Source organism: Kushneria phyllosphaerae (assembly GCF_900312995.1).
Lineage (GTDB): Bacteria > Pseudomonadota > Gammaproteobacteria > Pseudomonadales > Halomonadaceae > Kushneria > Kushneria phyllosphaerae.
The window spans coordinates 513,812-527,461 of sequence record NZ_ONZI01000002.1 but is presented as its reverse complement, the minus strand read 5'-3'; the positions used below and the strand labels follow the sequence as shown (position 1 = coordinate 527,461).

Below are 13,650 nucleotides of genomic sequence, written 5' to 3'. Positions count from 1 at the left end.
TCACGGCATCAGCCTGAGTCGGTGTCATGACGATGTCAGCGTTGCTGAAGATGTCAGGGCGCCAGACAGGGCAGGGAAGTCATTTAAACCACGTGTAGGAAACCATCGCGCGAAGAGGTGATCAGACAGGCGCGTCTGACAATACCATCAGGGATGGGATCCAGATATCGAAGGATAAAACAGATCAAAAGGTCAATCAGGGGAGAAACATGGTGCCCGGGAAAGGACTTGAACCTTCACGACCATACGGTCACTAGCACCTGAAGCTAGCGCGTCTACCAATTCCGCCACCCGGGCAGGGTGTCATCAGTCCGAAGACCGTGATGAAAGCGATGTCTGATCAACTGGTGCCCGGAAGAGGACTTGAACCTCCACGACCATACGGTCACTAGCACCTGAAGCTAGCGCGTCTACCAATTCCGCCATCCGGGCGTCGATCAAACGATACTGCAGCTACCTGAGTTCGACAAAACCAGCCATCGGTATCTGTCTTTTCACCGTCTCGGTGTTTGAGATGGTGCCCGGAAGAGGACTTGAACCTCCACGACCATACGGTCACTAGCACCTGAAGCTAGCGCGTCTACCAATTCCGCCATCCGGGCAGGTGGGCCGAAATAATACGCAATTTTTTGAGTGATGCAAGAGGAGAGGGTCACCAAAAGCCATTTTTTTACACCCTGCAACGTTTTCGGGGTAATAAAGGGGTTTGGGTCGTCCAGTCGAGACCGCTATAATCGATGTTATGAAGACAAGACATCACATTATCCCGCGCCCGCTGCTCGCCATCTTGCCCGGTATCACAAGACAACCATTTCAGGGAAGCAATCTATGAGTCAATGGACGCCAGCCGACGATCCGCAAGCGGAACGCGAGGCCAGTCAATATGACAACCCGGTCCCCAGTCGTGAATACCTTCTGCAGATTCTGACCGAGCACGGCAAGCCGATTGCACACGAAGATGTCAGCAAGTTGCTGGGTATCAAGGATGAGGATCGTCTGGAAGCGGTCCGCCGACGCCTGTCTGCCATGGAGCGTGACGGACAGATCCTGCGTCAGAAAAGCGGCGCGTTTGAAATTATCGACCCCGATCTATTGCTGGATGGTCGCGTGGTCGGCCATCGCGATGGCATCGGCTTTTTTGTCCGCGATGACAAGCAAAAGCCGGACCTTGTCATTCCGCCGCGTCAGATGCGCCGTCTTTTTGACGGTGATCGCGTGCGTGTACGTGTCAGCGGCAAGGATCGACGTGGCAGGGAAGAGGCCAGTGTCAATGACATTCTAGAGCGCAATACGCCCACATTGATCGGGCTATATCGCAATCGCGGCAGCGATATCGCCGTGGTTGTGCCCGAAAATAGTCGCATTGCTCATGAAATCATCATCGAGGAAGGCTCGGCCAACGGCGCTGAAGATGGTCAGGTGGTCGAGGTGCGCATTACCACGCAGCCTGGTCTGCGCCAGCAGCCCATTGGTGAAGTGACCGAAGTGCTGGGTGAGCGCATGGACCCCGGCATGGAAATCGATATCGCCATTCGCGAACATGATATCCCGGCCGAGTTCCCGGTCGAGGTGCTGGATCAGATCCGCGACATGAGCGAGGAAGTTCTCGACGAGGACAAGCAGCAGCGCGTCGATCTGCGTGACTGGCCGCTGGTCACCATCGACGGTGAAGACGCCAAGGACTTTGACGACGCCGTTTATTCCTGGAAGACCAAATCCGGCGGCTGGAAGCTGATTGTGGCCATTGCCGATGTCTCGCACTACGTCGAGGTCGATTCGCCGCTGGACCGCGAGGCCTGGCAGCGAGGCAATTCGGTTTACTTCCCCGGCCAGGTCGTGCCCATGCTGCCCGAGCTGTTGTCCAACGGACTGTGCTCGATCAATCCGGATGTCGACCGGCTCTGCATGGTCTGCGAGATGAATATCTCGCAACGCGGCGAGATCAGCCGCTACAAGTTCTATGAAGGCGTGATGCGCTCGCATGCGCGGCTGACCTACAACAAGGTCGGCACCATGCTTGAAGACGCCGACAGCGAAGAAGGTCAGGCCCTGCGCGGCGAATACGCCCATGTGGTCAAGCCGCTGGAAGCGCTGCACGGGCTTTACAAGACACTGCGCCAGGCGCGCACCGTCCGCGGTGCGATCGATTTTGAAACGACCGAAACCCAGATCGTTTTCAACGAGCAGCGCAAGATCGAACGCATCGTGCCGCGGACCCGCAATGATGCCCACAAGCTGATCGAAGAGTGCATGCTGGCGGCCAACGTGGCCACCGCGCGCTTTCTGGAAAAGCACAAGCTGCCGGCGCTTTATCGCGTTCACGCCTCGCCCTCTGATGAAAAGCTTGCCACGCTGCGGGCATTTTTGGGCGAGCTGGGTCTGACGCTGGGCGCCAGTGGCGAAAAGGGCAAGTCCACGCCGCAGGATTTCCAGACGCTTCGTGAAGTGATCAATGGCCGTCCGGATGCCGATATCATTCAGACTGTCATGCTGCGCAGCATGAACCAGGCCGTTTATTCGCCGCACAATGAAGGCCATTTCGGGCTGGCCTATGCCGCCTACGCTCACTTTACGTCGCCGATCAGGCGCTATCCTGATCTGCTGGTGCATCGCGCTATTCGCTCGGTCATTCGCAGTCAGCGTGAATCGACCAACGTGGAGCGTGTGGAAGGTGCGGCCAATAATGAGCCGCAGCGCTGGTGCCCGTATAACTTCGAACAGATGGTCGCCATGGGTGAGCATTGCTCGATGACCGAACGGCGTGCCGATGAAGCCACGCGCGATGTCGAGGACTGGCTCAAGTGCGAGTTCATGGCCGACAAGGTCGGTGATGTCTTCGAAGGCGCCATCGCCTCGGTTACTCAGTTCGGCCTGTTTGTGCGGCTCAACGAGCACTTTGTCGAGGGGCTGGTGCATATCACCAATCTGCCTTCCGACTATTACCAGTATGAAGCCGAGCGGCATCAGCTCAAGGGCGATCGCAGCGGCGTGACCTATCGTCTCGGCGATGGCGTCACCGTTCAGGTGGCTCGCGTCGATCTTGATGATCGCAAGATCGATTTCATGCTGACCGATGCCAAACCCCAGTCGCGTCGCCGTATTCGCAAGCCCGGTGCCGATGCGCCGGCCGGTGACAGCAAGACGCCTGTCGAAACGGAGGCGCCGAGCAAGAAGCGTCGCAAGTCCCGCCCGGGCAAGAAGGAACGTCTGCGCCGTCGGGAAGAGAAGGCCTCCAGCACAGAGGCCCCTGATACCCTAAAGGCTGAAGAAGACGCGGCCGAGCGGAAGTCTCGCAAACGTAGTGACAAGTCTGCCAGCGTCAGCGGTAGTGAGCCCGACAAGCGAAAGAGCGGCAAAACCAGGAGCAGTGGCGAGAAAAAAGGCAAGCGTGAGACTGACAAGGGCCGTCGCAAGTCATGAAAGGCGATCATCAGCGCAGTGATAAAAGTGGCAAACGCGGCGGCAGCAAACCACAGGAGCAACGCCGGCAGCAGACTACTGGCCGTGGCAAGGGCGGTGGTCACTCGGGTGCCCGGGCTGGCGCGCCGCGCGGGCTTGATGCTGTCCATGGCGTTCACGCCGTCGAAACCCTGCTGGCACGCCAGCAGGTGCCCGTGGAGCTCTGGGTGCAGGAAGGTCAGGCAGAAAAGCGTCTGGCCGATATCCAGCAGCAGGCCACTACGCTCGGCGCGCGTCTTGTGCTTCAGCCTCGTGAGGTGCTCGATCAGATCGCCGAAGGGGCTCATCAGGGGGTGATTGCCTTTTGTGAGCCGCTGGTCGCCGACAATGAGGCCTCTCTTTTCTGGCAGCTTGACGCGCGGGCTGATCAATCACCGCTGCTTCTGGTGCTTGATGGCGTCACCGACGTACATAACTTCGGAGCCTGTCTGCGCTCGGCCGATGCAGCAGGCGTCATTGGCGTGATGGTCGCCAAGGACCGCTCGGCGCCGCTTAATGCCACGGTGCGAAAGATTTCCTGTGGCGGTGCCGAAAGCGTGCCGGTGTATCAGGTGACCAATCTGGCAAGAGCTCTGGTACGGCTGAAAGAGTACGGCATGCAGGTTCTGGGGGCCGCGGGAGAAGCCGAGGCTCTGGTTCACGATGTCGACCTGCGCGGGCCCACCGCGCTGGTCATGGGGGCCGAAGGCAAGGGCCTTCGACGTCTGACGCGCGAGCACTGTGATCAGTTGGTCAAGCTTCCCATGGCCGGCCAGGTGTCGAGTCTCAATGTGTCGGTGGCCACCGGCATCTGTCTGTTTGAAGCGGTGCGTCAGCGAAGCACCCACTGATCCTTTTGCTTGCAAGCAGCGGGCCATCTCCCTACAATTGTGCGGTTTCGCGGCGGCTACGGCCGCCGAATGCATTTGCAGGGCATCGAGACAACATCCTCGGGCCTGCCCTTGTAACGAAAAATACCCTTCTATCAACTCCTTGCTTCCCATGGCGGATATGTCTGTCATCGAGAAGCTGTCAAACCGAAAGGAGACACCATGCGTCATTACGAAATCGTGGTCATGGTCCATCCGGACCAGAGCGAGCAGGTGCCTGCCATGATCGAGCGCTATACCGGCCTCGTGACTGAAAACGGCGGTACTGTTCATCGTCTTGAAGACTGGGGCCGTCGTCACCTGGCTTACCCGATCAACAAGATCCACAAGGCTCACTACGTTCTGATGAACGTGGAATGCAGCGGCGAAACACTGGCTGAACTGGAAAACATCTTCCGTTTCAACGATGCCATTATTCGCAACATGGTCGTGCGTTGCACTGAAGCGGTCACTGAAGCATCTCCGATGATGAAAGCGGCAGATGAGAAGGGACGCCGTCGCGAGCGCTCTGATGATGACCGCCCGCGTGAACGCTCTGATTCTGACGACGATCGCCCGCGCGAACGCTCTGACGAGTCGACCGAAGCTGCCTCCTGAGCTGATGCTCTGGCCTGAATCCACCTACTGGAGAGACTGACATGGCCCGTTTTTTCCGTCGTCGCAAGTTTTGCCGCTTCACCGCCGAAGGCGTGAAGTACATTGACTACAAGGACCTCGACACGCTGAAAGCCTACGTGACCGAGACCGGCAAGATTGTCCCGAGTCGTATCACCGGTACACGTGCACGCTATCAGCGTCAGCTGGCTACCGCGATCAAGCGCGCTCGTTATCTGGCCCTGCTGCCCTACACCGACAGCCACCAGTAAGCTGCATACGCCATGCAGGGTTTCGCTCGCTGGATAATGCAGAGTACGCCACGCGCGGTTGGTGTGGCGCTACTGGGCTCACTGGTCCCATGGCTTTTCTGGCTGTCTGCTGCCATCAGCGCGCTGGTGACGCTGCGCCGCGGTTTTGGGCCGGCATCACCGGTCGTGCTGGCCGCCGCAGTGCCGGCAGGCTGGTGGTGGATGCAGGGAGATGCCATACCGCTGGCCAGCATTTTGCTGGTGACGGTGATGGCCATTATTCTGCGAGAGCGATTTCGCTGGGGGGAAACCCTGCTGGCAGGGGCCATTGTGGTGGCCGTGTTGATCCAGATTGGGGTCTTCGCACCACCTGATGCCTCGCAACTGATTGAGGAAGTGCGCGCCCAGGCGCCGGAGATTGACGAGCTGCTTCGGCAGTACGCAAGTCAGGGTGTGCCGGTTGAACAACTGGCACGATTGATGATCTCGGCCGTTACCGGCCTGATGGTCATGCTGGCTGCGACGGCCTGCCTTTCGCTGGCGCGCAGCTGGCAGGCGGCCCTGTATAATCCCGGCGGTTTTCGAGAAGAGTTCCATCGCTTTCGCCTGTCGAGGCTGGAACTTGCCGGGGTGGTCCTGATGACTGCCGTTGGCCTTCTGGGTGCGTTGCCGGGTGCTGTCCTGATGGCCTGGGTACCTCTTCTGGTAGCGGGTATTGCCCTGGTGCACGGTGTTGTAGGTGTAAAGTCCATGAGAGGGTTCTGGCTGGTCGGCTTTTATGCCTTGCTGCTGACCACCTGGCCCACGTTAGTGATTGTGCTGCTGCTGGCGCTGATAGATACCTTTGCGGATTTCCGCACGCGTCTGATCGGCAGTCAACGTTAAGAGGTCCACGAGATGGAAGTCATTCTGCTCGACAAGCTCGGCAAGCTGGGAGATCTGGGCGACCAGGTTACCGTTAAGCCGGGTTACGGTCGTAATTACCTGGTGCCCTACGGCTTGGCCGTTCCGGCAACCAAATCCAACGTCGACGCCTTCGAAACGCGCCGTGCCGAACTTGAAGCCAACGCTGCAGAGCGTCAGGCCGAAGCCGAGCGCCGCGCTGAAGAGCTGTCCGAGATCGAGCTGTCGCTCGTTGCTCGCGCCGGTGAAGAAGGCAAGCTGTTCGGTTCCATCGGTCCGCGCGATCTGGCTGATGCCATCGCTCAGGCGGGTATCGATGTCGCACGCAGCGAAGTGCGCATGCCGACAGGCCCGATTCGCCAGACCGGCGAATATGACATCGAGCTGCGTCTGCACTCCGATGTTACTGCCAGCGTTCGCGTGGTCGTTGTTGCTGAATAAGCCACATTGATGGCACTGCGCATATCGATGATATGCCACGAGAAGGGGCACCTTGTGTGCCCCTTTTTTTAATGACTGTTTTCAACGAATGTTCAAGCGCGGAAGAGGTCATGACATGTTCTTCCCGCGAGCGTAGGCTATGATCCTGCGTTGAATGACTCTCCCTGGTAAGTCGTCATGGTTAATCGTCCTCATGAGTGAAGTGATCGAATTTGATCGGGAAACCGCTGCACTCAAGGTGCCGCCACACTCGCTTGAAGCCGAGCAGTCCGTTCTGGGTGGCCTGATGCTGGACAATCAGGCCTGGGACGAGATCGCCGACCGCCTGGTCAGCGATGACTTCTACCGCATCGAGCATCGCGATGTTTTCAAGGCCATGGTGCGTCTGGCAGAAGAGGGCCGCCCGTTCGATGTGGTGACGCTCTCTGAAGAGCTTGAATCGCATGACCGTCTGGGGCGTGTGGGCGGACTGTCCTATCTGGCCGAACTTGCCCGCAACACGCCTTCTGCCAGCAATATTCGCGCCTATGCCGATATCGTGCGCGAGCGTGCCACGCTGCGAAAACTGATCGCTGCCGCCAATCAGATTGCCGATGGGGCCTTCAATCCGCAGGGACGTAGTGCGGACGAGCTGGTCAATGAAGCCGAGCGGCTGGTGTTTCAGATTTCCGAATCCCGCCCCAAGACCGGCGGGGCCATTGGCATGAGCGATCTGCTCAGTAAGGCAGTGGACCGCATCGATGAGCTTTTCAATCTCAAGGGGCAGATGACGGGGCTGTCGACCGGCTTTCGCGATCTGGACGACATGACTTCCGGCCTGCAGCCTTCTGATCTGGTGATCGTGGCGGGGCGCCCATCGATGGGCAAGACCACCTTCGCCATGAACCTGGTCGAACACGCCGTGGTCAGCAGTGACAAGGCGGTAGTGGTCTTCTCGATGGAGATGCCTGCTGACTCGCTGATGCTGCGCATGATCTCCTCACTGGGTCGCATCGATCAGACCCGGGTGCGTAACGGGCAGCTTGAGGACGAAGACTGGCCGAGGCTGACTTCTGCGGTCAACCTGCTCAAGGACAAGCAGCTCTACGTCGATGATACAGCCGCGCTCTCACCCAATGAGATGCGCTCGCGAAGCCGACGTATTGCGCGTGATGCCGGGGGCATTGGTCTAATCATGATCGATTACCTGCAGCTGATGCAGGTGCCGGGAATGTCGGAAAACCGCACCGCGGAGATCTCGGAAATTTCGCGCTCGCTCAAGGGGCTGGCCAAGGAATTCAACTGCCCGGTCGTGGCACTGTCGCAGCTTAACCGCTCGCTTGAACAGCGACCCAACAAGCGTCCGGTGATGTCGGATCTGCGTGAATCCGGCGCCATCGAGCAGGACGCGGACGTGATTGCCTTCGTCTATCGTGACGAGGTGTATAACAAGGACAACCCTGACAACAAGGGACTGGCCGAACTGATTATCGGTAAGCAGCGTAACGGTCCCATTGGCACCGTACACATGGCCTTTATCGGCAAGTACACCCGGTTTGAGGATCTGGCACCGGGCAGTTACGGCCAGTACGAAGAGTAAACCGCATGCTGTGCGCGTTCTGATAGATAAAACAAGGCGCTCCGGGCGCCATTTCCCTTTTTCCTGATAAGCCTGACAGGAGTCAATATGCCGGCTGGATACCGTCGCGGCGGACGTCGTCAACCCAAACTGGAAGCACGCGGTACGCTTGAAAGTGTCGAAACCGAAGGGCCCTTCAAGGAGTGGCTGGGGATGCCGGACCTTTACCGGCATACTCTGACCGTTGATGGCGAGATCTACTCCTATCAGGTTGAAGACGCCACGCTGGATGTCGCGATAGGCGACTATGTCGTGTTTCGCTACAAGGAGACCAAGGCCGGACGCTGGATTGACCGCCGCTCGCTGGGTGTCGCCATTGATCCGGCGACCTTTAATCGCGAGTAGACCTTCGGGGCCGGATGTCGGCGTCGTGTTCAAGACCTGCGGGACCGAATGATGCCATTCGGTCCCGTTTTGCATTCAAACGGGCCGTAACAGGAAATACCAGTTGTTTCGTTTGAAATGAGAAGCATTATTATTTAAATTCAGACATCTATCCGTTTATACGGTGTCGGTGATCAGGCGAGGTTACCTGTTCTGGCCGGCAAGCCGTTATCAGAACCCGCACAGGGGTGGTATTGCAGAAGATGGTGATCTCATGAGTCAGGCCGATTTTCTTCCCGTTAGCGGCGCACAGGCTGGTATCTGGTACGGCCAGCAGAGCAGTGCCCGTCAGGGAGGATACTCCACCGCACAGTGCCTCGAGTTCACCGGTGCCATTGATGTTGATCGGCTGGCGCTGGCAGCAGCAATGGCGGTCAGCGAGGCCGATGGTCTGTTTGAAGGGTTTGTGGCCACTGACAGTGGTCCGGCAAGGCGTAAAGGCGAGATCGCGCAGCGAGCGGATCTTCCCGAGATCATCGATCTACGCGGCAATAGGCATGCCCGGGAGCTGGCCTGGCAGCAGATGGCCGAGCGCCGTGAGGTGCCCTTCGCACTGCAGCAGGGACCGCTCTATCGCCAGGCGCTCTGGCGGCTGGCCGACGATCACGTGCTCTGGTGGCTCAACATGCACCATGTGGCGGCCGATGCCTGGGCCTACGGGCTGATTCAACAGCGTGCCGCCGAGCACTATGTTGCGCTGGGTAAAGAGGAGAACGTCAAATCCGTCTGGTATGGCAGCATTGAGCGCGTCATCGAAGAAGAGCAGCGTTATCTGGCCGGTCCGTCGCCTGGGCAGGATCGTGATCACTGGCAGGCAATGTTTGCCGACGACCCCGAGCCCGTGTCTCCCGCTGGCCGATTTGCCCCGGCGCAGCCTCATGCGCTGCGCTGCGAAGTGACGCTGGATCATGAGCAGAGCCAACAGTTTCACGCTCGATGCACCGAACAAAAGCAGGGACTGGCCGAAACCATTCTGGCTGCCAGCGGTGCCTGGTATGCGCGTATGTGTCAACGATCTGATGTCACGCTGGGCGTTCCCATGATGGGACGCATGCAGGGCGCTGCGCTGCGCACGCCCATGACCCAGGTCAATATGTTGCCGCTGCGTCTTCGTGATGACTTCAGCGCTACTCCCCTCCAGTGGTGCCGGTCCGCGGCAGAGTCGCTCGTGGCGCTAAGGCGTCATCAGCGCTATCGCCATGAATGGCTGCTGCGCGATCTGGGGCGTCGTCCCGGCCGGCGTCCGCTTCTTGGCATGCACGTTAATGTGCTGCCCTTTGATTCAAGCGGTCAATGGCCGCAAAGCCGGGTTCACAAACATCATCTGGTGGCAGGGCCGGTCGATGACCTGGTCTTTTCGGTCTATCTCGGCGGCGACAGCGAGGCCATGCGGTTGGCACTTGATGGTAATCCGGCGCTGTATGACCAGAACGAGCTTCAGTGGCATCTTGCACGCCTGGCGCAGTGGCTTGTGAATTTCATGGCAGCCCCCGAGACGCCTGTAGGCGAACTGAAACTGACCCTCCCTGAGGATCACCAGGCGCTCTTGCAGTTCAATGCCACGGATCACCCGGTAGAAGAGACCCATATGGCGACGCTGTTCGAGCGTCAGGTCCATGAGACGCCCACTGCGACAGCACTGGTGGCCAACGGAGAGGTACTGGACTATCAAACGCTGGGGACTCAAGTGCAGGCACTGGCTGATCGCCTGCGCATTAATGGCGTACGGCCCGGTGATGCCGTCGGCGTGGCGCTGCCAAGGTCGCTGGAAATGCAGGTGGCGCTGCTGGCCATTCATCATGCAGGGGCGGCCTGGCTGCCACTGCCGCTGGAATATCCGGACGCGCGATTGGCGGATATTATCGCGCGCGCTGCCCCCCGGGTGATTTTAAGCCATGAGGCGCAGTGTGGCCGCTTTGAGCAGGCGCCTGTCCTGAACATGCCCCTGGCAGAAAGCAATAGCGGCCAGACGCTCATTCCCGGCAGCCCTACGCAGCGTGACCCGCGACTGGGCGCCTATGTTCTCTTTACTTCCGGTTCCACTGGCAAGCCCAAGGGTGTGCTGGTCGAGCATCACGCCATCGTTAACCGCATTCTCTGGATGCAGGGAAGCTATGCGCTGGGAAAAAACGACCGGGTGCTGCAGAAAACGCCCAACGGCTTCGATGTGTCGGTATGGGAGTTTCTCTGGCCCATGGTCAGCGGTGCAGCACTGGTCATGGCACGTGAAAACGGCCACCGTGAGCCGCGCTATCTGATCGATACCATCATTGATGAAGCGATTACCACGCTGCACTTTGTGCCCTCGATGCTCGATATTCTGCTGGATGAACTCGGTGATCGAGATGTCGAGCGCATGGGTGCCCTGCGCCAGGTGTTTGTCAGCGGCGAGGCGCTGTCACGGGAGCTGGAACAGCGCTTTTTGACACGCCTGCCCGGGGTGGCGCTGCACAATCTGTATGGCCCTACCGAGGCCGCCGTCGATGTCAGTGCCTGGCAATGTCATGATTCGGACACCGGCAGCAGTGTGCCCATTGGTGCGCCGATCTGGAACACACACCTGCATGTGCTGGATGCGAATTTCCAGCCGGTACCGGTAGGGATGCCCGGCGAGCTTTATATTGCCGGTCGCAATCTGGCGCGTGGGTATCTGGGCCAGCCGGAGCTGACCGCCGAGCTCTTTATCGACTGTCCGGCGCTGGAGGCTGATTCAAGGCTTTATCGTACCGGCGATCTGGCCCGCTGGCGCTTTGATGGCGTGCTCGACTATCTCGGGCGCATCGACCATCAGGTCAAGCTGCGCGGGCAGCGCCTGGAACTGGGCGAAATCGAGTCCGTCCTGCTGTCTCATGAGGGGGTGGCGCACGCGGTGGTCAGCGTCCATGGCAGCGGCAACAGCGCCCGGCTGGTCGGGTATATTGTCCCCCGGGGTAGCGATGCGCCATCACTGGAGGGGCTCAAGCGCCACCTGGCCCGCGCGCTGCCGGATTATATGGTGCCTGGGGTCATCATGGTGCTGGCGGCGCTGCCGCTGAGCGCCAATGGCAAGCTCGACCGTCGCGCTCTGCCGGCGCCCGAATCCGATCAGGAAAGCGTGGCGCCGGCCAGTCCACGTCAGCAGATCATGGCCGAGCTGTTTGCCGAAGCACTCGACCTTGAGCGGGTCGGCATTCGGGATAACTTCTTCGATCTGGGGGGCAACTCGTTGAACGCCCTGAGGCTGGTGCGTCGTTTAAACGAGGCGCTGGGCACCCGGCTCACGATTGCCACACTGTTTGAGGCGCCCACCATCGAGGCGCTGGATGCGCTCGATATGCAGGACATGGCCGCTGGCGGGCTGGATGTTGTGCTGCCGCTGCGGGAAAGCGGCACAGCGTCTCCCGTATTCTGCATTCATCCGGCGGGGGGGCTGGCCTGGTGCTATGCAGGCCTTGCACAAGCGCTGCCATCGCGCTATCCCCTGTACGGGCTGCAGGCACGCGGGCTGCTGCCTGAAAGTCGTCTGCCGGACACCATGGAGGAGATGGCGCGCGACTACATTGCCCGCATGCGTCGCATTCAGCCTCATGGGCCCTATCGTCTGCTGGGCTGGTCGGTCGGCGGCATGATTGCGCACACCATGGCCGCCCTGCTGGAAGGTGAGGGAGCAACGGTGGACATGCTGGCGCTGCTGGATGCCTATCCGGCCGATCTCTGGCGCGACATGACGCCACCTGATGAGGGCATGGCGCTGGAGGCGCTTCTGCGTATTGCAGGGCTTGCCGACAGGACATTGTCAGAGGATGGCGGGACGCGCCGGGCCCAGGTGATCGCCCTGTTGCAGCGTGAGGGCAGTGCGCTCGGTCAGCTGTCCTCACAGACGCTGGATGCGCTGGTGGATGTGGTCATCAACAACAGTCGCCTGGTGCGTGAAAGTCGCCATCTCGTGTATAGCGGTGACATGCACTTCTTTACCGCGGCCACGCCTCGTGACGAATACTGGCTGGATCGGCACGCCTGGCAGCCCTATGTGGGCGGACGCATCCTCAATCTGGATCTGCCGGCCACGCATCCGGAGCTGATGTACCCGGCGCATCTGGCAACGATTGCGCAGCGTCTAATGACAGTGCTTGAAACTCAAATAGACTGCTGCGATAGCGTGTCATGACGGCCGTTCGGCCCGAGACGCTTCTGGCGGATATCCTTCAGCGCCGCTCTCTGGTGGGGCTTGGTGAGATTCACTGGTGCCCACAAGTGATGATCGAAATCACCGCGCTTTTGGAAAATCCGGCGCTGGAGGGAACGTTTGACGACATTGTTGTCGAATTTGGCAGTGCACGTCATCAGGCATGGCTTGATCGCTATATTGGCGGTGAAGACATGGAGGAGACCGGGCTTGAAGCCGTCTGGCAGGATACGCTCTATTTCCTGCTGTGGAGCCCACCGGTTTATGCCGATTTTTTCAGGCGTCTGCGTGCGCTCAACCTGAAGCGTTCGCTTGATCGCCGTGTTCGCGTGGTACTGGCAGAACCTGCCCTTGATTGGGAAACGCTGAATGATGACGCCTTTGCCCGCTGGCATGAAGCGCGTGAAAGGGCCTATGCTGAACGGGTCGAACAGGAAGTGCTCGATCGCGGGCGGCGCGCGGTTCTGGTATTTGGTCTGCGCCATTTGACCCATCACTCGCTGCCCGGGGCACCATACAGCCCGCTGGCAGAGCTGCTGGTTAAGCGCGAGCCAGGGATTATCGAGCTGATTCATCCTTATCATGGGGAAAAGGGTGTCTTTTCAGGCGATCACCCTTCGCTGGATGTCCGTCATAATGGTCTAATGATACCCGCTGCCGAGTCCTCAGGCGGCCCTGCCATGATCGACCATATCTGGTATCTCGGTGATCTCGAGCGCCGGATCGCGCTACCCGATGCACTTTTTGCCGATACGACTTGGCTTGCCACGATCGTGGCACGACTGCAACGTCTGGGTGAACATCACCTTGCGCGTGCCCGAAAAATGATGACAGCGCCGCAAAGGGCCATCTTCGATGACTGGCTGGTGCATCACCATGACGGTTTTGGCACGGGTCCGACAGCATAGTATCAAGCGTTTCAACACTGGAAAGACAATGTCGGCGCTGACACGGAATCGTCATCCG

General features: G+C 59.4%; 10 protein-coding genes and 3 tRNA genes. 10 read left to right on the top strand and 3 right to left on the bottom strand.

Translation table 11 applies throughout. From position 1 onward, the window contains the following. Nucleotides 1-210 precede the first annotated feature (210 nt). From KSP9073_RS08330 to KSP9073_RS08320, 3 genes are all read right to left on the bottom strand, one after another. Nucleotides 211-297, bottom strand: a tRNA-Leu gene (locus KSP9073_RS08330). A gap of 48 nt (nucleotides 298-345) precedes the next feature. Then, a tRNA-Leu gene (locus KSP9073_RS08325) sits at nucleotides 346-432 on the bottom strand. An 83-nt stretch (nucleotides 433-515) separates the two neighbouring features. Further along, nucleotides 516-602 (bottom strand) — tRNA-Leu (locus KSP9073_RS08320). Between the two features lie 226 nt (nucleotides 603-828). On the opposite strand from KSP9073_RS08320, the gene rnr reads away from it, so the two are divergent. The 10 genes from rnr to KSP9073_RS08270 all read left to right on the top strand — a co-directional run bounded on the left by rnr (nucleotide 829) and on the right by KSP9073_RS08270 (nucleotide 13,592). After that, nucleotides 829-3,420, top strand: coding sequence for a ribonuclease R (rnr, locus tag KSP9073_RS08315; protein WP_108842509.1), 2,592 nt, complete (start codon nucleotides 829-831; stop codon nucleotides 3,418-3,420). Next, the gene (rlmB, locus tag KSP9073_RS08310) at nucleotides 3,417-4,289 is read left to right on the top strand and encodes a 23S rRNA (guanosine(2251)-2'-O)-methyltransferase RlmB (protein ID WP_108842508.1); all 873 of its coding nucleotides are present in this window, start codon (nucleotides 3,417-3,419) and stop codon (nucleotides 4,287-4,289) included. The genes rnr and rlmB overlap by 4 nt, the downstream gene beginning before the upstream one ends. Before the next feature lie 201 nt (nucleotides 4,290-4,490). Continuing rightward, complete coding sequence (gene rpsF / locus KSP9073_RS08305) at nucleotides 4,491-4,925, top strand: 30S ribosomal protein S6 (protein ID WP_108842507.1); 435 nt, start codon at nucleotides 4,491-4,493, stop codon at nucleotides 4,923-4,925. Nucleotides 4,926-4,966: 41 nt separating this feature from the next. Next, on the top strand, nucleotides 4,967-5,194 hold the full coding sequence (gene rpsR, locus KSP9073_RS08300; RefSeq protein ID WP_086622313.1) for a 30S ribosomal protein S18: 228 nt from the start codon (nucleotides 4,967-4,969) through the stop codon (nucleotides 5,192-5,194). Between the two features lie 12 nt (nucleotides 5,195-5,206). After that, complete coding sequence (locus KSP9073_RS08295) at nucleotides 5,207-6,058, top strand: hypothetical protein (protein WP_108842506.1); 852 nt, start codon at nucleotides 5,207-5,209, stop codon at nucleotides 6,056-6,058. 12 nt (nucleotides 6,059-6,070) lie between these two features. Then, the gene (rplI, locus tag KSP9073_RS08290) at nucleotides 6,071-6,517 is read left to right on the top strand and encodes a 50S ribosomal protein L9 (protein WP_108842505.1); all 447 of its coding nucleotides are present in this window, start codon (nucleotides 6,071-6,073) and stop codon (nucleotides 6,515-6,517) included. A gap of 193 nt (nucleotides 6,518-6,710) precedes the next feature. Further along, nucleotides 6,711-8,096: a replicative DNA helicase gene (gene dnaB, locus KSP9073_RS08285; RefSeq protein ID WP_108842504.1), complete on the top strand. Its 1,386-nt coding sequence runs from the start codon at nucleotides 6,711-6,713 to the stop codon at nucleotides 8,094-8,096. Nucleotides 8,097-8,183: 87 nt separating this feature from the next. After that, nucleotides 8,184-8,480, top strand: coding sequence for a hypothetical protein (locus KSP9073_RS08280; protein ID WP_108842503.1), 297 nt, complete (start codon nucleotides 8,184-8,186; stop codon nucleotides 8,478-8,480). Between the two features lie 253 nt (nucleotides 8,481-8,733). Next, nucleotides 8,734-12,666 (top strand): non-ribosomal peptide synthetase, encoded by a 3,933-nt coding sequence (locus KSP9073_RS08275; protein WP_108842502.1) that lies wholly within the window; start codon nucleotides 8,734-8,736, stop codon nucleotides 12,664-12,666. Then, nucleotides 12,663-13,592 (top strand): hypothetical protein, encoded by a 930-nt coding sequence (locus tag KSP9073_RS08270; protein ID WP_108842501.1) that lies wholly within the window; start codon nucleotides 12,663-12,665, stop codon nucleotides 13,590-13,592. The genes KSP9073_RS08275 and KSP9073_RS08270 overlap by 4 nt, the downstream gene beginning before the upstream one ends. Nucleotides 13,593-13,650: the final 58 nt, after the last annotated feature.

Excerpts from the sequence above, each read along its gene's own strand:
- KSP9073_RS08275 (WP_108842502.1), top strand. The coding sequence starts at position 8,734 with ATGAGTCAGGCCGATTTTCTTCCCGTTAGCGGCGCACAGGCTGGTATC.
- rnr (WP_108842509.1), top strand. The coding sequence starts at position 829 with ATGAGTCAATGGACGCCAGCCGACGATCCGCAAGCGGAACGCGAGGCC.
- KSP9073_RS08270 (WP_108842501.1), top strand. The coding sequence starts at position 12,663 with ATGACGGCCGTTCGGCCCGAGACGCTTCTGGCGGATATCCTTCAGCGC.
- KSP9073_RS08280 (WP_108842503.1), top strand. The coding sequence starts at position 8,184 with ATGCCGGCTGGATACCGTCGCGGCGGACGTCGTCAACCCAAACTGGAA.
- KSP9073_RS08295 (WP_108842506.1), top strand. The coding sequence starts at position 5,207 with ATGCAGGGTTTCGCTCGCTGGATAATGCAGAGTACGCCACGCGCGGTT.
- rplI (WP_108842505.1), top strand. The coding sequence starts at position 6,071 with ATGGAAGTCATTCTGCTCGACAAGCTCGGCAAGCTGGGAGATCTGGGC.
- dnaB (WP_108842504.1), top strand. The coding sequence starts at position 6,711 with ATGAGTGAAGTGATCGAATTTGATCGGGAAACCGCTGCACTCAAGGTG.
- rlmB (WP_108842508.1), top strand. The coding sequence starts at position 3,417 with ATGAAAGGCGATCATCAGCGCAGTGATAAAAGTGGCAAACGCGGCGGC.
- rpsR (WP_086622313.1), top strand. The coding sequence starts at position 4,967 with ATGGCCCGTTTTTTCCGTCGTCGCAAGTTTTGCCGCTTCACCGCCGAA.
- rpsF (WP_108842507.1), top strand. The coding sequence starts at position 4,491 with ATGCGTCATTACGAAATCGTGGTCATGGTCCATCCGGACCAGAGCGAG.